This is a genomic window from Desulfotomaculum defluvii (assembly GCF_054657375.1).
Genome location: NZ_BAAHYV010000008.1, coordinates 573113 through 591204, shown reverse-complemented (window position 1 = coordinate 591204; position 18092 = coordinate 573113). Strand labels below are relative to the sequence as shown.

22 protein-coding genes are annotated in these 18092 nt (G+C 38.2%); 9 read left to right on the top strand and 13 right to left on the bottom strand.

The window, feature by feature from the left end:
- Positions 1-9: 9 nt before the first annotated feature.
- Positions 10-726, bottom strand: a complete 717-nt coding sequence (locus ACYQ03_RS18350; RefSeq protein WP_459911410.1) for a class I SAM-dependent methyltransferase — start codon at positions 724-726, stop codon at positions 10-12.
- A gap of 177 nt (positions 727-903) precedes the next feature.
- Here ACYQ03_RS18350 and ACYQ03_RS18345 point away from each other — a divergent pair, with 177 nt between their 5' ends.
- Positions 904-1113 carry a hypothetical protein gene (locus ACYQ03_RS18345; protein WP_459911409.1) on the top strand — a complete coding sequence of 70 codons (210 nt, stop codon included), beginning with the start codon at positions 904-906 and terminating at the stop codon, positions 1111-1113.
- 52 nt (positions 1114-1165) lie between these two features.
- On the opposite strand, the gene sdaAA is transcribed toward ACYQ03_RS18345, so the two are convergent.
- Both sdaAA and sdaAB read right to left on the bottom strand, forming a co-directional pair.
- On the bottom strand, positions 1166-2044 hold the full coding sequence (sdaAA, locus tag ACYQ03_RS18340; RefSeq protein WP_459911408.1) for an L-serine ammonia-lyase, iron-sulfur-dependent, subunit alpha: 879 nt from the start codon (positions 2042-2044) through the stop codon (positions 1166-1168).
- A 19-nt stretch (positions 2045-2063) separates the two neighbouring features.
- Positions 2064-2729, bottom strand: a complete 666-nt coding sequence (gene sdaAB, locus ACYQ03_RS18335) for an L-serine ammonia-lyase, iron-sulfur-dependent subunit beta (RefSeq protein WP_459911407.1) — start codon at positions 2727-2729, stop codon at positions 2064-2066.
- 207 nt (positions 2730-2936) lie between these two features.
- On the opposite strand from sdaAB, the gene ACYQ03_RS18330 reads away from it, so the two are divergent.
- Together ACYQ03_RS18330 and ACYQ03_RS18325 are read left to right on the top strand one after the other, a co-directional pair.
- Positions 2937-3413 (top strand): MarR family winged helix-turn-helix transcriptional regulator, encoded by a 477-nt coding sequence (locus tag ACYQ03_RS18330; RefSeq protein ID WP_459911406.1) that lies wholly within the window; start codon positions 2937-2939, stop codon positions 3411-3413.
- Positions 3414-3645: 232 nt separating this feature from the next.
- Positions 3646-4959, top strand: coding sequence for a PhoH family protein (locus tag ACYQ03_RS18325; protein ID WP_459911405.1), 1314 nt, complete (start codon positions 3646-3648; stop codon positions 4957-4959).
- Positions 4960-5003: 44 nt separating this feature from the next.
- Here ACYQ03_RS18325 and ACYQ03_RS18320 read toward each other — a convergent pair whose 3' ends face one another.
- The 3 genes from ACYQ03_RS18320 to ACYQ03_RS18310 form a co-directional block, all read right to left on the bottom strand.
- Positions 5004-5750 carry a hypothetical protein gene (locus tag ACYQ03_RS18320; RefSeq protein ID WP_459911404.1) on the bottom strand — a complete coding sequence of 249 codons (747 nt, stop codon included), beginning with the start codon at positions 5748-5750 and terminating at the stop codon, positions 5004-5006.
- 267 nt (positions 5751-6017) lie between these two features.
- Positions 6018-6245 carry a hypothetical protein gene (locus tag ACYQ03_RS18315; protein ID WP_459911403.1) on the bottom strand — a complete coding sequence of 76 codons (228 nt, stop codon included), beginning with the start codon at positions 6243-6245 and terminating at the stop codon, positions 6018-6020.
- Positions 6246-6255: 10 nt separating this feature from the next.
- On the bottom strand, positions 6256-6462 hold the full coding sequence (locus tag ACYQ03_RS18310; protein ID WP_459911402.1) for a hypothetical protein: 207 nt from the start codon (positions 6460-6462) through the stop codon (positions 6256-6258).
- 109 nt (positions 6463-6571) lie between these two features.
- Between ACYQ03_RS18310 and ACYQ03_RS18305 the strand changes: the two genes are divergently transcribed.
- Both ACYQ03_RS18305 and ACYQ03_RS18300 read left to right on the top strand, forming a co-directional pair.
- A complete protein-coding gene (locus tag ACYQ03_RS18305; protein WP_459911401.1) occupies positions 6572-7639 on the top strand; it encodes an NAD(P)/FAD-dependent oxidoreductase in 1068 nt (355 codons plus the stop codon).
- A 219-nt stretch (positions 7640-7858) separates the two neighbouring features.
- Positions 7859-9010 carry a hypothetical protein gene (locus tag ACYQ03_RS18300; protein ID WP_459911400.1) on the top strand — a complete coding sequence of 384 codons (1152 nt, stop codon included), beginning with the start codon at positions 7859-7861 and terminating at the stop codon, positions 9008-9010.
- Between the two features lie 71 nt (positions 9011-9081).
- On the opposite strand, the gene yedF is transcribed toward ACYQ03_RS18300, so the two are convergent.
- Positions 9082-9672 carry a sulfurtransferase-like selenium metabolism protein YedF gene (gene yedF / locus ACYQ03_RS18295; RefSeq protein WP_459911399.1) on the bottom strand — a complete coding sequence of 197 codons (591 nt, stop codon included), beginning with the start codon at positions 9670-9672 and terminating at the stop codon, positions 9082-9084.
- Complete coding sequence (gene selD, locus ACYQ03_RS18290) at positions 9656-10696, bottom strand: selenide, water dikinase SelD (protein ID WP_459911432.1); 1041 nt, start codon at positions 10694-10696, stop codon at positions 9656-9658. Before selD ends, yedF begins: the two co-directional genes overlap by 17 nt.
- A 251-nt stretch (positions 10697-10947) precedes the next feature.
- Between selD and murI the strand changes: the two genes are divergently transcribed.
- Complete coding sequence (gene murI / locus ACYQ03_RS18285) at positions 10948-11748, top strand: glutamate racemase (RefSeq protein ID WP_459911398.1); 801 nt, start codon at positions 10948-10950, stop codon at positions 11746-11748.
- A gap of 133 nt (positions 11749-11881) precedes the next feature.
- On the opposite strand, the gene ACYQ03_RS18280 is transcribed toward murI, so the two are convergent.
- Positions 11882-12478, bottom strand: coding sequence for a superoxide dismutase (locus tag ACYQ03_RS18280; protein WP_459911397.1), 597 nt, complete (start codon positions 12476-12478; stop codon positions 11882-11884).
- 244 nt (positions 12479-12722) lie between these two features.
- On the opposite strand from ACYQ03_RS18280, the gene ACYQ03_RS18275 reads away from it, so the two are divergent.
- The gene (locus ACYQ03_RS18275) at positions 12723-13247 is read left to right on the top strand and encodes a hypothetical protein (RefSeq protein WP_459911396.1); all 525 of its coding nucleotides are present in this window, start codon (positions 12723-12725) and stop codon (positions 13245-13247) included.
- 47 nt (positions 13248-13294) lie between these two features.
- Here ACYQ03_RS18275 and ACYQ03_RS18270 read toward each other — a convergent pair whose 3' ends face one another.
- Both ACYQ03_RS18270 and ACYQ03_RS18265 read right to left on the bottom strand, forming a co-directional pair.
- Positions 13295-13735, bottom strand: coding sequence for a hypothetical protein (locus tag ACYQ03_RS18270; protein WP_459911395.1), 441 nt, complete (start codon positions 13733-13735; stop codon positions 13295-13297).
- A gap of 103 nt (positions 13736-13838) precedes the next feature.
- Positions 13839-15140 (bottom strand): uracil-xanthine permease family protein, encoded by a 1302-nt coding sequence (locus tag ACYQ03_RS18265; RefSeq protein WP_459911394.1) that lies wholly within the window; start codon positions 15138-15140, stop codon positions 13839-13841.
- A 132-nt stretch (positions 15141-15272) separates the two neighbouring features.
- On the opposite strand from ACYQ03_RS18265, the gene ACYQ03_RS18260 reads away from it, so the two are divergent.
- Together ACYQ03_RS18260 and ACYQ03_RS18255 are read left to right on the top strand one after the other, a co-directional pair.
- On the top strand, positions 15273-15476 hold the full coding sequence (locus ACYQ03_RS18260) for a DUF1653 domain-containing protein (protein WP_459911393.1): 204 nt from the start codon (positions 15273-15275) through the stop codon (positions 15474-15476).
- 202 nt (positions 15477-15678) lie between these two features.
- Positions 15679-16416, top strand: coding sequence for a sulfite exporter TauE/SafE family protein (locus ACYQ03_RS18255; protein ID WP_459911392.1), 738 nt, complete (start codon positions 15679-15681; stop codon positions 16414-16416).
- A 25-nt stretch (positions 16417-16441) separates the two neighbouring features.
- On the opposite strand, the gene ACYQ03_RS18250 is transcribed toward ACYQ03_RS18255, so the two are convergent.
- Entirely contained in the window at positions 16442-16762 is a 321-nt protein-coding gene (locus ACYQ03_RS18250) for a hypothetical protein (RefSeq protein WP_459911391.1), read from the bottom strand.
- Positions 16749-17939: a DNA polymerase IV gene (dinB, locus tag ACYQ03_RS18245; protein ID WP_459911390.1), complete on the bottom strand. Its 1191-nt coding sequence runs from the start codon at positions 17937-17939 to the stop codon at positions 16749-16751. Before dinB ends, ACYQ03_RS18250 begins: the two co-directional genes overlap by 14 nt.
- Between the last annotated feature and the right edge of the window lie 153 nt (positions 17940-18092).

Sequence of the window (18092 nt, the reverse complement as noted above, 5' to 3'; positions counted from 1 at the left end):
AGGTTTTTATCATTTTTTTCTAACCACCACAATTTGGGATACACCAATGGGAATATTAACAACCTTTAAAAGTGACTTCTCAATTCTTAAAACAGATAACAATATTTGATTAATAATCCCTGTGCCAAATTCAAAATCAGTTCGTTTTTGAAATGACTGTTTACTCATTTTCCTAATAAACCATATAGGTGGCAAAAGAAATAAATTAAAATAAGTAATTCTTTCAATTGTGAGATCAAACATTTCGATAAGCTTGATAAGTTCCCCCCGATTATATCTCCTATAGTGATTATTTAAATCATCATGTTTACCCCACAGCCAGCTAAAGGCTGGCACAGAAAAAGTTAGTATTCCTCCAGGACGGACTACCCTTATTAATTCTTTTAATGCTGACTGCTCATTAGGCAAATGTTCCAGAACATCTAAACATAATACTAGGTCAAAACTCTGGTTTTCAAAGGGAAGATTATCTATACTTTCACAGTAAGCAGCTAGACCAATATTACGACAGTGTTCCACCATTTCTTGTGAAATATCTACTCCTACTACTGAACCATATTTTGACATATATTCCATTGTGCCACCAGCACCACATCCAGCATCAAGAATATTACTTTGACGAGTTAGGAAAGGCAGCAATAATTTTCCAATAATTTCTCTTCTTCCCTTATACCACCAGTGATTTTGTTCCATAGTAACCATTTTTAGGTAAATTTGATCATCCATAGAATATATTTTACCTAAAATATGTCTATCCTATTCTACGACATAATAACCATACCCATAGAATTAATGTCGAAAGCCTCTTTCATATCGACAAAGCTACACAGAATTCTCCGAAGGTATCTACTACCTTAATGGGGAATTGATTTCTTGCAACAATAAAAATTGGAGGCGTAGTGAATGCTGAGTAATTTACAAAAACATATTGATACCATCTCACAGGAGCAAGTTATTTATCTTAATGATTTTCAAGAGATAAATATTATTAGCAATAATGAAACCATTCATCACATTAAAAAAATATCTAAGGATTCTGGGTTACCAATTTCTAGGGTGATTGAAGCAATGATACGAGCCGCCCTTGAGGATGTACAAGTTATCGCTGGCTAAGTTATGTAATATATTTAGGGTGATGGAATTTTTCCATCACCCATTATCATTCTTAACTTAAATTATGTACCTTCTTGTTTAATTCCTCTCCAGTTGGGGTTTTAGCTAAACCTGCCATTGAAGTTTCACGTAAACATGAAGGTAACATAGTCCCAATCTTATACATAGCTTCAATGACTTCATCACAAGGGATTACGCTTTTTATTCCAGCCAATGCCATGTCTGCTGCTACTATCGCGACCGCCGCTCCCATTGAATTTCTTTTAACGCAGGGAACTTCCACTAGTCCTGCAACCGGGTCACAAGCTAATCCGAGCAAATTTTTCAAAGCAATAGCTGCTCCGTGAGAGCATTGCTCTGGTGTCCCACCTGCCATTTGGATTACGGCTGAGGCTGACATTGCTGCTGCGGCACCAATTTCTGCTTGACAGCCGCCAGCAGCTCCAGATATGGTAGCGTTATTCGCAATAACATAACCAATACCACCAGCATTAAACAATGCCTCAACCATATCCTTTTGGGAACTACCTAAATGTTTTCCCATTGCTAATAGGCAGCCTGGAAGAACTCCACTGGACCCCGCTGTTGGTGTAGCAACTATAAGTCCCATAGATGCATTGACCTCTGAAGTGGCCAGTGCATAGTTTACAGCATCGAGCACAACCCCTTTACTTAGGCTTTTACCACTATTGGCATAATCTGCTAACCTCTTAGCATCTCCTCCAGTTATGCCGCTTCGAGAGACTACTTCTTCACTAATTCCTTTTTCAACTGCCGCTTTCATAACATGCAAACTTTTTTCCATTATTGATAATACTTCTTCCAATGGGCGACCGGTCTCACGAACCTCTTGGTCAATCACCACTTCACCTATGGATTTACCCTGTTCTTGGGCAATATGTACTAACTCAGAGACTGTACGAAATTTCATATATTTTCCCCTCTCGTCTTTATGGAATAAGTAAAGCAACTTGATATACAGGATCAATGATCTTAACCTCTTCTATGGTTGCTTCAGGCAAATCCTGGTCAGTTTCAATAACCATTAATGCCTGATCACCCTTTGACCTCCTAGCTACCTCCATATGACCTATATTAATCTCATTATTGGCTAAAATCTGGGCTACCTTGGCGATAGCTCCATAACGATCATGATGAAACACCAATAAAGTTGGCTGTTCTCCACTTAATGATATTTTAAATCCTTCAATTTCTGTTATTTTAATTTTCCCTCCACCAACAGAAATACCTACAACCTCCAGTGACCCCTGATCGTCACTTAAGAAAACCCTGGCCGTATTAGGATGATCTTCTGCTTCCTCGGCCACGGTCCTGAAGACTATATCTACCCCAGAATCCTTCGCAAACTTCAAAGAATTTATAATTCTTTCATCGTCTGCATCTAGATTCAAAATACCTGCTACCAGTGCAAGGTCTGTTCCATGTCCCCTATAGGTTTGAGCAAAGGATCCATATAGTGTAATCTCGACCCTGTATGGTGTTCTACCAAAGATTACTCGTGCAGTTTTACCAATTCTCGCTGCGCCTGCAGTATGAGAACTTGAAGGTCCTACCATGACTGGGCCAATAATATCAAATATAGAGTTATAGTGCATAAAAAATCTCCTCAATAGGTTATTTATAAAACCGACAGAACTTTATTTGGTTTTGTGAAAATTATTCATTAGTAAAAACAATCCTAAAAAATTTATTATTCAGAATATTAGTTCTGTTTTCACTTGTTAGTATTTACTCCGAAAGAAAATAATGTTATTCTAAATATAGTTAATTTTTCAACTCTTTTGTAAACGGGGGGTGGGCATATGGAGCAAGAGTTAGTTCACCAAGCTGAGCATTTAAGTTTTTTAATAAGAACTCTTAATCGAAAGTTTCGTCAATATATGATGTCTCAAACAATTGGATGTGGACTAACTGTTCCACAACTTCATTTAATGCAAGAACTATTTCAAAATCCAGGTATTACCCTAAGTGAACTAAGTATACGATTAGGTCTGGCTAAAAGTACTGTATCCGGAATTGTTGACCGGCTAGAAAAGCAAGGTAAAGTTATAAGAAAAAGGAATGAACAGGACCGTAGGGTAGTACATATAGACCTGTCCCCTGAAATTAATGAATTAAACCATAATTTGTCCCTCATGAGGACTAATTATTTAGGTGGATTCCTAGTTTATATGTCCAATGAAGAAATTATTGGACTAATCAACGGATTAGAAAAAATTAACCTGTTAATGCAAAAAGAAACCCAGTCAATAAATTCTATTAAAAGTAATATTGACTAATTAGCTTCACCACCCCTTAGGGTGGTTTTTTTATTTCTTGTCCTAGTTAAAACCGAGTATGTAGTTCTAAAAGAAACTTTTATTGGATAAGTTGTTTATTAGAAAAACTTGGTTCAAGCCTTACTCCTTAAAGTGTTTTAGAGCCTAGAGAACAAACTAGCTACGGGCTCCCTATTAGCCTAATACTGGACAAATATAAAAAAGATAAATAAAGTGGCCAGGAGGGGAAAATGTGCACATTAAGATACTCGATACCAATGTCTTGCTTGATCGTCCCATTAAAGAAATCATCTCTTCAATGAAACCATGTAAAATTGTCATCCCCCTTGCAGTTATTAATGAGTTAGACCGCTTTAAAGGGCTGGAAGATAATCGAGGACATTGTGCCCGGCAAGCAATTCGTTTTCTCGACAGCCTAAGGCCCCAGTTACACCAGGGTGTATCACTACCCAGTGGACATCAAATACTGGTAGAAGTCAATCATTGCAACGTACTTTTACCAGAATACCTCCCCAAGGATAAAGTAGATACACGAATTTTAGCTATAGCCAAAGGCTTTAAAGAAGAACAAGATTCTCCGGTTACGTTAATTACACAGGACATTTGCCAGCGAGTTATCGCCGATACACTAGGAGTTGCTGCAGAAAACTATACTGCTGAACAAGTTGATCTGGATTCGCTTTATAAGGGATGGGACTCATTAAGCGTTTCCTATGAGGAAGTACAAGATTTTTATCAATTAAGACGTATTCAAATAAATAAGAACTTATTAGAGAATCAATATGTCTGTATGGAAGATAGTCTCGGCGGACGACATTTAGGACGATATAGCAAAGGTTTTATCCAGCCACTCCGCAGGGATCTTCATGCCTTTGGTTTGGGTCCGATGGAGGGGAACCTAGAACAATCTTTCTTAATGGATGCACTATTAGATTCGAAAATTGAACTAGTTAGTATCTTGGGGCCAGCCGGAACAGGCAAAACATTATTAGCACTGGCAGCCGGATTACAACAGGTAGTAAATCAGAGACTATATTCTAAATTAATCGTAACTAGAGCGTTAATTCCACATAGTAGGGATATTGGTGCCTTACCAGGCACAAAAAAGGAAAAACTAACGCCCTGGATGGCTGCAATATATGATAATTTGGAGTTTTTAACACGCACCTTTGTGGCCACTAAGCATGATGATAGATGTTCACCCTCGGAACGTGTGGAAAAATTTATGGAAGAAGGTTTTATCGAACTTGAGGCACTAACCTATATTAGAGGTCGTTCAATTCCCAAGCAATGGATACTAGTTGACGAAGCACAAAATCTGACCAAAGAAAACATTAAAACTATCATCACACGGGCAGGTATAGGAAGTAAAATTGTACTAACTGGTGATATTCAACAAATTGACAATTACCGTCTTACAGCCACCAGTAATGGATTTGTCACATTGATAGATGCCTTTAAAAATCAAGATTTGTATGCCCACATTTCGCTAAGCAAAACAGAACGCAGTCGTTTAGCTGCCCTAGGAGTAAAATTATTGCCATAAAAAAGAACAGGTGTTGGTACGCCAACACCTGTTCTTTTTATAATCTATTGACCATATTTAAAAGAAATTTTTGGACCTGTCTGTTGTTTTTTTGTTTTTACACTATTCATTACGGTTGGCTTTAAAAACAAATTACTTTGCCCACCCAGTACAGGCTCATCTTCAACGACTTCTTTTTCATCACCTTTAATGTTCACTTCCTGCTCCATAGGAATATCTTTAATATTTTCAATATCCTTTGGAGGTTCAGCCAAAGAAACTTCCTCAATTGGTTCAGGTATAACTATAGGCAGAATATCCTGTATGGATTCTTCTTTTATTTCATCTACTACATCATTTAGTTCTTCTACTTCATTTAATTCTTCTATATCCTTTATCTGTTCTACAACTTCTTCTTTTTCATCAATAGGTGCAACTGTATTTTCCATAGGTTCAGCTTCATCCGATATTTCTTCGGGTTCACCTAGATGAAATTCTTCATTTCCTCCAACTATTGGATCTAGGGTTAAATCTGGTTCTATTTCTTCTACTTCGTTAGCTACTGTTTCCTCAACAACGCTTTGATCTTCCATAGATTCTTCCATAGATTCTTTTTGACTAGGAGCATACTCCATTACTCCACCATCAGGCACTAATACTGCAAATTTTTCATTTAGAGATGTCCCTTGCTGTTCACTGTTACTATCTTGATGGTAAGCACTGGCTTTAATACTTTTTTGTGATAAATATAAAAGGATGAAAATGAGAAAAAGTGAATATGCATTGTACCCCGACTCACGATCACCTGCCACCTGCTATAACCCCTTTCATATACATAATAAAAAATCGACCCTGGTATATATTACGGAAAAAGTATTTATGTGTTACAACTAATTCTCCCAAGTATTACGCATATTGGGAGCAGGCCAGGGGAATTAATACATAACTGAAAGGGGAAAGCAAATGGAACTTTGGCTTTTTACACTTCTGACAATCGCTGTAGGGTTTTCTACAGCCTTATGGTTTTTATTAGTTTCCCACTTAGATAATAGCTAAAATCTAAAATAAAATGAGTTAATCTAGCTGTTCTTCAATTTTGCTAATATCTTAGTTACAGTAAAGGGTTTATTATCAATTGCCACTATTTCCTTCTGCAGTATTTCAATGTGTTTCATTTCTTCATCTCTCAGCCTTAAAAATAACTGTCTGGCCGATGGGTTTCGTACTATTACTGCTGCCTCATTATAAAATGTTTGATTATTAATTTTGTCTTCTAGGGCGTCATTTAAAAATTCAAGGCTATCCATTGGTGCCTCCTTACTTTATATCTAATTTTTGCATTTCCTGTTTAAGCTCTGCGATATGACTACTGGCTGTCTTACTAAATATCTTAAATAGTTTTTTAAGTCGCTTATCTTTAACAGTATTAACTAAAAAATCATATTTTGCTAGACGGAATACCTCTCTATCATAGGCTTGTTTAAAAACATTATTTTGAATTTCTTGTTGAGTAAGTCTCGGCAAAATCAGTCACCCCATATTCCGTTTGTCTCTTTAGCATTGTTTATTTTTAGACATATTATTATACCTTCGGCAAAGAATATCTAGATAATGCCAACAATAGGAGGACAATATGAAAGTAGCTATTATAGGTGCAGGTATAGCTGGACTAGCCTGTGCCATTGAACTCGAAAAACGTGGTATCCGACCTCAAATCTTTGAAAAAAAGCATCGTATTGGTAGCCCTTTTTCTTACTCACCCCTATTACTGGATTTTATTTTTCGCCCTATTAAAAAACCCTTAGATGTTCTGAAAAAAAAATATGGCATAGATCTAAAAACAGTCAGCGAGATCCATTCTATGAGAGTTCAAGGACCAAGTTCAGCATTTACCATTGGAGGACATCTGGGATATAGTCTATTACGAGGGCAAGAAATATACTCCATTGAATCCCAAATGGCAAATCAATTAAAAAGTCCCATTCAATTTACAAGTCCAGTTAAACCGGAAGATCTGATTAAACAATACAATTATGTCGTTGTGGCAACTGGTGATGGAGAATACGCAAAAAATTTAGAAACATGGCAAAGTACCTACAATTCTTGGATCAGGGGAGCTACTATTTTAGGCCATTTCAACCCCGAAGAAATAAGATTCTGGTTTAATCGAGAATATACCAAGAGTGGTTATGCCTACATGGCACCCATGGGGCCTGAAAGAGCCACCTTACTATTAAATGTTTCTAATACCAGCCAAGATGAGCTACCTACTTTTTGGCAAAACTTTCTTGATCAAGAACAACTTAATCCTGAAATCATGTTACTTTGGGATATACCTTACAATACTAGCTTTGTTTATCCTCAGCGAGTTGGTAATACCTTGTTTGTAGGAAACAGTGGAGGTTTTGTTACCAGTTGGCTAGGCCAAGGCATTTTTTCCAGTATTATAAGTGGCGTAGAGGCAGCCCGTTCCATTGCCTTGAATCACAATTTTCAAAGACAAATGAAAGAAATAAGTAAGATTATTGAGAGGCAAGCTCGTTTTCGTCGCTTCTGGAACAAATTTGATAACAAGGGTCTCGACCGAGCTATTCGCTTGATAGGTAATCCTCTCATGAAAATTTCTTTATACCAAACAAACCTCGATCCGTTAAAAGCTGTGGATCTTTATATGCAGTACATTGACAAAAAAAATATATAAACATAAAAATCCAGAAACCCTCCAAATTAAGGAGGGTTTCCTTTAACGGACTGAGGTCAATGCCTCTGGTTGTACAACCAGTCCGGTGATAATAATATGGACTATCTTCTCTAAAATTATTTATGTCTTTTATTTACAATAGCTGGAACTACTCATAAACATTTCCTTTTTGGTCATACTTAATGTAGACCAAAGTATTAATTATGGAGGAGGTTACCATTGTCTCTTAATATTCCTGGGGATAAGTTATTTGAATACTTAGTAGCTTATATCTTGCGAAATAATGGTTATATTGCTGGTGTCCCAAGGAGAAGATTAGGTGGGAGAGGAACTCAGCATGAGGTTGGGGTTATTGGAATAGATTTGAATAATAGCCCATTCTGCTTAAATACAGTTCTTTTAGTGTCAGCCCGCGGACCAGTGACGCCAAATAATATTTTTGACATGCAATTAGTTAGAAATTTAAAAGGAACATTGTTGGACCTTGAACAAACATTACCCTCACGACGTGAACTTATCCGTGACCTATTAGATAACAACCGAGGAGATCTATTTCATCGTATTTATGGGGGGAAAAAAATTAGGGAAACCCTTACGGTTAATTACGTTGGTGGCATCTTTGTATCCGGTGAATTCTCATATCAGGCTTGGGAATATGCAAATGCTCATGGTATCTATATTGTTCACTTACCGGACTTCTTTGCTGGAAACCCGATAGGTTATTGGCATCATAAAATATGTTGCGCCATGTCTAATATCATGGATGAACAGGGCAATTTTATCCTTTCTGGGCTTGCGAAAAAAACAAAAAAATTTGCTGACTTTCAAGAGATCATCAACCTGCTTCAGGCATCACCTGAGAGCCAATTAAAACCCGAACATAGTCATGATCTTTTTACCATCTTCAATGAATTACTTCGTACTGAAATAATGATTCCAATGGCAAGACATATGCAAAGAACTGCATTAGCTACTATTAATGGTTACCCTGTCATTATAGAATATAATGTTGGCTATAAGGCCCTCCTGGACGCAGCTCTCACCATTTACGAAAGGAAAATAAGGACAATTAAATCTGTGGTTCCAGCCACCACCTATAAACCATTGGATGTTGTCCATTTAAAAATAATTTCGGTAACCCCCACCAAGGACACTCAGGTATGTAAATTTACTTATAAGGTGGATAAAGAAAGTGTCCCCACTAGTATTCAAAACCTGTCCGGTGCCGTCTATATACCAAACACAGTCCTTGATAAACGTTCTATGAAAAAGTTTCGTCTAAAAATGCCCTTAAAAGCAGGCCTGAGCTTGGTCTGTGAATTTGCACCACAGGCAGATGCTATCCCCAGCTCCACTTTAACTGTTAGTTAAGCTGGAAATTAGCTGTTAGCCTTTAGCTTTAGTTTGTTACTTTGTAATGGCTAATGGCTAACAGCTAATAGCTATATTGTTATGACCTTATCTCCGCCAGTCATATTCTCTAGTATTTCTAACATATTGGTAGTACGTCCCACGGCTAACTGATCCTTTAACTTATAGTAATCTAAACAGGTACCACAGGCGATAACTTCTGTCCCCTTAGCCACAAGCTTGCTAAACTGCTCTAGTACCCGTGATTGTTGGATGGCCAGTCTTACTCCGGAATTAACCAGCATTATCATTCTCGGTGGATTTTTTTCCAACAGGCTGTTAAAGAAGCTAATCATTAGGGTTTCACCCAGATCCTCTGCCCCGTTGCCAAAGGTATTACTGGTAATAAGATATACCACTGATGTTGTTTCACAGGATGTGGATACCACTTCAACTGGCCCAGTTCCTTCACCCTTGATAATGGTAATATAATACTCCCCATTCTTTTCTTTTGTATTTATTTCATACCCTGCATTTTCAGCAAATCTTTTTACATTTTCAAAGGCTATTTCATTATCAACAATGGAAACAACCGTACCCTGGTCAATTTCCTCTAGAGCTCTTTTGGTATTAATTACAGGCTGCGGGCAAGCCAAACCTCGGTTATTAATTTCCCTTATCACTGTATCCTCTCCTAACGATGCTTATCAAGTGCTTTGTAAGTGCTTTAAGTTCCCCAACTACTCGGGCATCTAAAACCCCTCGCAGGTGCAGTTCCTTTAAGAGTCTGTTTGCTTGCTTAGGTTGTACCGCGATTAATAACCCCCCCGATGTTTGTGGATCAAAAAGAATGTCCACTTCTTCCCGAGCTACACTTTCCTCAATAAAGATCGATTCACCCAGGTGCTTCCTATTTTGATAGGCACCCCCAGGTATAATACCCATTCTTGCCAATTCCTTTACTCCAGGTAAGATAGGTACTTCCTCAGCAAATACGGTTAAACTTAAGCCACTGGCTTTAGCCATTTCTGCTGCATGTCCAAGAAAGCCAAAACCAGTTATATCTGTACAAGCGGAAGCCCCAATCCCTACCATGGCGGCGGCAGCATCTTTATTTAGGGTGACCATTGTATTAACAGCCCGGTCATATATTTCTTTTGATACCATATCAGCTTTTATAGCTGTATTAATAATCCCTGTACCCAAAGGTTTAGTTAGAATTAAAAGGTCTCCTGCCTGGGCTGAACCATTACTAAAAACTTTCTCCGGGTGAACCAATCCGGTAACAGCCAGACCATATTTGGGCTCATCATCCTGAACACTGTGCCCGCCGGCAATAATTGCACCTGCCTCAGAAACCTTGTCGGCACCTCCCCGTAATATTTCTCCCAGTATCTCCGGGGCTAAACAGGAAGGAAAACATACTATATTGAGTGCCAATAATGGTGTTCCACCCATGGCATAGATATCACTTAGGGCATTGGCAGCTGCAATCTGACCAAACAAATACGGGTCATCAACCATGGGAGTAAAAAAATCCACGGTTTGAATGGTGGCCAATTCGCTATTTAGCCGATAAACAGCTGCATCATCGGAAGTATCCAGTCCAACCAACAAGTTTGGATCAGTTTTGCTTGGCAGATATCGTAAAACTTGAGCCAGCACCTCTGGCCCCACCTTGGCTGCTCACCCTGCAGCTTTCGTCATTTGTGTTAATCTTGGCTCGGCCAAGGTCTTTCCCCCTCCCCTTTTTCTAAACATTATTAGCCCTTCGCCAAACTTTATATACTTCCCTTTTGATTTTATATTACTTTTTGTTATAATATTTTGGTTGATTATAAATATTGCCGTTATTTATAGTTTGTTTTTTATGTAAACCAGAAACTAACCTTGCTTCTATAAGATGAGAGGGGTATAATTAATTACAGCATTTACCAATAATTCTAGAGGTGATTTCTTTGTCTCAGCGGGCCCCCATAGGTATATTTGACTCAGGTGTAGGTGGATTATCAGTGGCCAGGGATATCCGCAAGCTTCTTCCTCTGGAGGACATACTCTATTATGCAGATTCTGCTTACTGCCCTTACGGGGACAAAGACCCCAAAATCATTCAACAGCGCGAAAAGAAAATTGGCCAGTTTTTAGTTTCTCAAGGAGCTAAAATAATTGTGGTTGCCTGTAATACTGCTACCTCAACAGGTTTGGAAGATTTGCGTGGGTTATTGAATGTTCCTGTAATTGGTATGGAACCAGGTGTTAAGCCAGCAGTAGCTGCAACACGCAATGGTAAAATTGGTGTTCTGGCCACCTGTGTAACCATTGCTGGTGATCGTTTTGCTACTCTGGTTAAGCGCTATGCTGAAAATACCGAGGTTATCACTCAACCCTGCCCGGGATTGGTAGAATTAATTGAATGTGGGAAACTAGCTGCACCAGAAACAGAACAAAAATTACGCAGTTTTCTCCAACCAGTGTTAGATCAGGGAGCCGATACTATCGTATTAGGTTGCACCCATTACCCCTTTTTACGTCCCATGATAGAACGCCTGGCAGGCCCCGGGATATCTATTATTGACACAGGACAGGCAGTTGCTAGACAAGTAAATAGGGTACTAAATGAACATAATCTAACAATAACTGATGGTTTTCTTGGCAGTGAACAATTTTACACCAGTGGAAGTCAAGCTGCGGTTAGAGAAGTTATTCAGTCTCTATGGCTTAGAAATAACATAAGTGTTACAGCCCTCCCTCTAATATAACTGTTCATTGAATTTATTGACGCCATAGCCTAGGGCACTAGTATGCTAATGCCTTGAAGCTATGGCGTCATGCTTGTGATATCTAAATAAAATAAAATGCAGTAGAAAAAATCTACCGCATTTTGTTATAAAATTAACCTAGGCAGGAATTTAATCGCTGATTAACATCTTCCCAATTTATTAAGTTCCACCATGCTTCTACAAAGGCTGCCCGTTTGTTTTGATATTTCAAGTAATAAGCATGCTCCCAAAGATCCAGAGCCAGCAGGGGGATGACACCCCATTGAGTTAAGTTTTGGTGCTTTTCAGCTGTTAGAATTTCAAGCTTATTAAATATTGGGTTATAGCATAACAGGGTCCAACCAGACCCTTCTACAGCAACTGCCGCAGCTGAAAACTGTTTTTTAAAGATTTCGAAGCTACCAAAGAACTTATTAATTTCTTCGCTTACTAAACCCGTAGCAGGCCCACCTCCATTGGGAGTCATATTCTCCCAAAACAGGGTATGTAGGATATGACCAGAACCATGAAAGGCAAGTTCACGTTCCCAATGTTTTATCAGGGCAAAGTCACCCTTTTCCCGAGCCTCGACTAGTTTAGCCTCAGCATTATTTAGGCCATCAACATAGGCCTTGTGGTGAGCGTCATGGTGTAGTCTTACAGTTTGCTCATCATAATGGGGTTCCAGGGCATTATAATCATAAGGTAAATTCGGTAATTGATGGGTCATTATTAATCCTCCCCTTACTTATAATTAACGTCATAGTAATTATAATATACTTTTTAAAATCATTTATTACGGTATTATTACATTGTACTTACTTTTCCTTTCACCATATTTATTAGTACCTTTATACTGATTAGGTGAAATAAAATATATAACCCAAGGTTTGGCACTATCTAAACATATATTTACAGAGGAAAGTTTGTTTGGTTTAATAAGTAAGATAGCTTTTATTAGGAGGTAATTTTCTATGACTGAAAAAAACGCTTGTGGTTGTAAACCTCGTAGAATATCTAAAGGATTGCTGACAAGGGTCGGAAACTTTATCCGTGATAAATCCGTAGATGGTATTTGTGTAAAAAGTGTAGCAGAAATTGCTGATGAGATGGGGCTACTGCTGCCTACTATTCTAATTGATGCTTTGCAAAAACTGGAGGAAAAGGGTACTATCCAGGTAAAAAATCGTGGTCAAGAACTTACAGACCTAAATACATTCATTTATATTGGAGACGATGAGGTTAGTAAGTTAATGTCCACCACAGTATTACTTACCCTAGAATTGGAAGAATCTTTAGCCGATAATCTACAATTTAAACAACTTAAAGAAAAAATAAATGAAATGGTAAATACTTTAGAACAACAGAACAAGGAAGTTCTGGAGTTTCAAGCTTTTAAGAGTGGTGTGGTAAGGCAAATTGAAGTCCAAGAAGGAGTCTACCATATTATTTCGAAAACTCGCCTAAATAACTTGTTTATTGAGGAGACCCGCAGATAAAATTAAAAGTGAACCGGGAATAATTTTTCTCGGTTCACTTTTTTACTCTATTTGGGCCAAGTTGCTGTAGGATCTTTATCAAACTCTAAACCAATCATAGTGATAGAATCATCAAATATGTCAGGGCTATGATGTTCTTTAAAACGAAGGATAATACCAAACATTGGTGATTTTGTGTTAAGCTCTTGTAGTTTCTCTAAAATTTGGCCGGCTTTATTCCTTTGAAATTTAATTGCAAATCCAATACCATCCGTATAGGCAACATATAATAGATAAGCATCTTCCTCTCCAGAATAAACCCAACGGTATTCAAATTTTCCTGTATGGGCAGGTGCTATCCTGTTATTAGGGTTAATTGTATTATACAGAATTTCAAATTCAGGGTTTTCTAGAATAATCCCAATTGTTGGCTTGGCCTTGCGAGGTTTAATTGTTCCAATACTACCACCAGTAGGTTCAATAACTTTAATGTTCGGTTCGTTACTCACAAATGGTTCCTCCTTTGCATAACAGACCCATACCTATTTTGTCCATTGTTATTAATAATACAGATTTAAACAGAAAAAAACAACCGTATACAAATTTCTTATGTTACTTAGGTTCCTGTTTCACCCGATAAATTATATGTTCCATAATAAAAACAGCAATTACACCTACCACAAAACCATTACCTATTATTGGCCTAATGGTAACTGGAAAAGTATTGATTGTCTCCGCAGGAAAAAAAGAAACTATTACTCCCAACATCAAGGGCAACCCTAAAATAATTCCATCGTCAAATTTGAATTCAGCCATGGTATTAAAACTAACCAATAAACCCGCTGATATTTGTGAACACATGATATAAATCATAACACTACCGATAACTACTGAAGGTATAGCCCCAATAAAGGCAACAGAGGTAGGTAGAAATGACAACAACACTAAACCTATACCTGCAGGCAAAAGAGTGTATCTAGAGGCACAGCCAGTTGAAAGTATAACGCCTGGGCTAAATGAAAAATTAACAAGTCCGATAACCCCTAGAAAACCTGCAAAAACATTTGCAAAGCCCGTAAATGTTACCCCCCGATTGACTCTTTTTGACATATCATCGGTTTTTAATAAAGACCCTACCGCCTGAATGGAGCCAAGATCATTAATAACCAATGCTAAAAAACTAATTATAAAGGCAATAATGACCCCAGTATCCCAAGCTAGGGAAAAATTCATGTCATAAAAAAAATTACCAATCAACGAAAGACTTTCCCGGGGATTTGACTGGATGTAGCCAAATGTCAACCAGTAAAAAATACTGCCCGTAATAATTGCCCAGATAAGAAAAGTGGATTTCCAAAAACCCTTAAGAAACCTAGCCACAGTAAACATAAAAAAGGTAAAAACCATTGCGAAGGAAAAATTAGTTAATGGGGTAATTGGAGAATTTGTTGGCATAATCAATTTCATGATGGTTGGTATTAGAGTAAAAGCTATTAGCAGAAGTATAACGGCAATTACTCGGGAGGTGAACAAACTTTTTATTCTAGCAAAGAGTCCAGTACTACTTAATAATATTAAGAAAACACCACCTACCAAAACTGCGGAATAGATTGTGTTTAGGCTTTTCCCCTGACTTGCAACGATACTTACCAGCAGGACCGTTGCAGGACCAATAACAACTGGTAATCGGTGTCCCCAAAGAATTTGCAGACAAAGACTTAACCCCGTAAGAAAAAATAACTTCTGGATGTAGATTACCTGTTGGCCTAGATTAGAAAAATGAAGTCCCGCTACAACCTGACCAATAATAATAATGGTAGGTACCGTAATAGCTAACCATTGTAGCCCGTACAAAATTAATTCCCACAAGGGGAGCTTATCATCCAAGTTATATTTTAATTGTATTTGCTTCATGGCTCACATCCTTAATTAACGTTTTTATTTACATTATACCTCAAAATTGCCAGACATTTTAATTTGTTCAAAAACAGGAATAACCAATTTCCATGCAGAAGCCTATATTATACATTAACCCGGAGGTGGAAAATGATCAGGCCTGGGAGATACAAACACTTTAAGGGAAATTATTATGAAGTGCTTTACCTGGCAAAACATTCTGAAACCGAGGAACCGATGGTTGTCTATCGTTGCGAAAGGGATAACAGCCTTTGGGTAAGACCTTTGGAGATGTTTACAGAGAAAGTTGAAAGAAATGGTCAATTAAAGGACCGATTTGAATTTATTGGTTAAAATATCTTTGCCTTCAGCTCTCAGCTTTATAAGTTTAGGTCCATGAGCCTTGAGCTTCTTTGTGTATGTTTTGGCTAGGGATCTTTAGCCCATGGCCCTTGGACCATAGCCTTCTATTTTATTGTTAGATAACTTGTTAATATAAAAAACATGTTGATTTAATATATTTCTACGTAATTTTTACATCAAGGAGATGACCCTAATGCCTGGTGACTTAACTATCTGGTTAGCATCAGCCCTAATCATTTTGTTGGCCGCTACTTTGCAGGGTATTACTGGTTTTGGTTTTGCCCTTATTTCAGTACCCCTACTACTTTTAGTATACGAACCCCACACTGCAGTGGGAATTAATATCATGATCTCTATCGTATCTCTTTCTTTCCTAACCTTTAAAGTGCGCCAGGTTATTATGGTTCCAGTGGTTAAAAATCTTTTCCTAGGCAGTCTACTGGGAATCCCCTTGGGTGTTTATATCTTTTTATATTTTGATATGCATTTATTAAAACTGTCCATTAGCATTGTAACAGCCATTTTTAGCTTGATTTTAATTAGTGGCATTACTCTTAAAAACGTCAAAGGTAAAATATGGGAAAGCACAGTTGGTTCCCTTTCAGGTTTCCTTACTGGAAGTATTGGTATGCCTGGGCCCCCCATTATTCTCTTCCTAAGCAATCAAAAACTGCCTAAAGATCGTTTTCGTGCCACCACTGCAGCCTATTTTGTATTAGTTTATATGAGCAGTTTAATATTATTATTCTGCCTAGGAGCCATTGATAAAAGCGTTGCTCTGACAGCTATCTCACTGGTACCCTTTGCCCTCCTAGGTGGTCATTTAGGTTACCTCATTTTCCCCTTGGTACCTCAAGCTAAATTTCAGCATGGTGTTTCCATGCTGGTTTTAAGTACCGCGCTCTATTCTGTTATTTCTACCATTTGGTAAAATATAAAACCCGAATCATCGGGTTTTATATTTTTTGCTCAAAGGTGCCGCAGGCTATAAGATGCTCCTTCCCTTTGCCCAACAACTCCTGCAGAGTTTCTTTTCCCAGTAACAACATGAGTTCTACAATTTCAATACTGTCAGGCACCCTTTTATGTCCCCTCTGATAAGCTTTAACTCCGGCCAAACACACCTTTTTGGTCTCCTGATGACCCACCACAGTAACAAAGTATTTGCAGTGCTGGCAGGAGTGCTTAAACTTTTCACCAGCTCCGGGTAAAACCATTCTATGTCCGGTGAATAAAAAGTTGTTCTTATAGTAATTCTTAACTTTATCGTCCATCATATACCCCACATTCTGTCAGTGAAACAGCCCGTTGAATGCTTTGTCGCCCCCATCTAGACTTAATTAAATCTGTAGCTCTATCAATCCGTTCCTGTTTCTCCTGCCCTGAAAAGATCGCCAATTGTTTCTCCTGTTTGGGTATTAACTCTGAGAGAGTTAAGCCTACTAATCTAGCTCTCACTTCTTTGTTACCCCAGTATTGTTCTAATAAAAACACAGCCATTTCATAAAGTTCCTGGGTGATATCTGTATAATAAGATAAAACCTTGGAATGAGATTCAGTAAAAAAATTCGGGTCCTTTATAGTTAGGCTAACTCTCCTTCCTATCAGTCCTGCTTTACGAGCTCGCTGGGCCACTTCCTCTGCTAACTCCAGAACAACAACCTTAACTTGCTCTAAGCCACGATAATCCCTTGGCAGGGTTATCTGATTACCCACACTTTTAACTACATCCATGGAACCTGGATCTACTGGGCTGGAGTCAATACCCTGGGCGGAGCAATGGAGAACTTCCCCCACTAATCCATATCGCTTTCTTAATAACTCAACCGGCATGGTTGCCAAATCCCCAATGGTTTTAATACCAATTTGATTTAACCATTTCCCTATTCTAGAGCCCACGCCAAACAACTCCTTTACGGGTAACGGCCATACCCTGCTGGGCCAATCACTGGGTGAAAGGGAGATAATCTTATTTGGTTTTTCCAATTCCGAGGCCATCTTGGCCACCAATTTAGAAGAACCAATACCAATATTTACGCCCACACCTACTTCCTGGTTAATCCTGGCTTGAATCTCTTGGGCTATCTCTTGGGGCGTCCCTAAGTTTTTCAAACACCCAGTAATATCCACAAAACTTTCATCGATGGAAAAAGGTTCCACTAGGTCGCTGTATTCCCGTAAAATATTATTAATCCAACTGGAAAAGGCTGCATAGTCCCTATGGGATGGTGAAACAAAAATAGCCTGGGGGCACAGAGCCCTAGCTTCACTTATAATCATCCCTGTTTTAATACCGTATTTCTTAGCCTCATAACTGGCTGCTAGAACAATTCCCCTTCTTTGGGCAGGATCTCCCCCGACAATAACTGGTTTCCCCCTAAGCTTGGAATCCATGGCCTGGTGAACCGAGGCATAGAAACTATTCATATCGCATAAAAGTATAACTCTAGACATAGCCACCGCCGAACATTTATTTGGTCTTTACTTAATTATACCAAACATTTGTTCCTACGCAATGGGTTGTTATTTGCATTTATTGTAAAATAATGTTAGTGTAGAAATCGTTTTAGATACTTGCAAAGAATTAAACCTACTGCAATAGGCTAG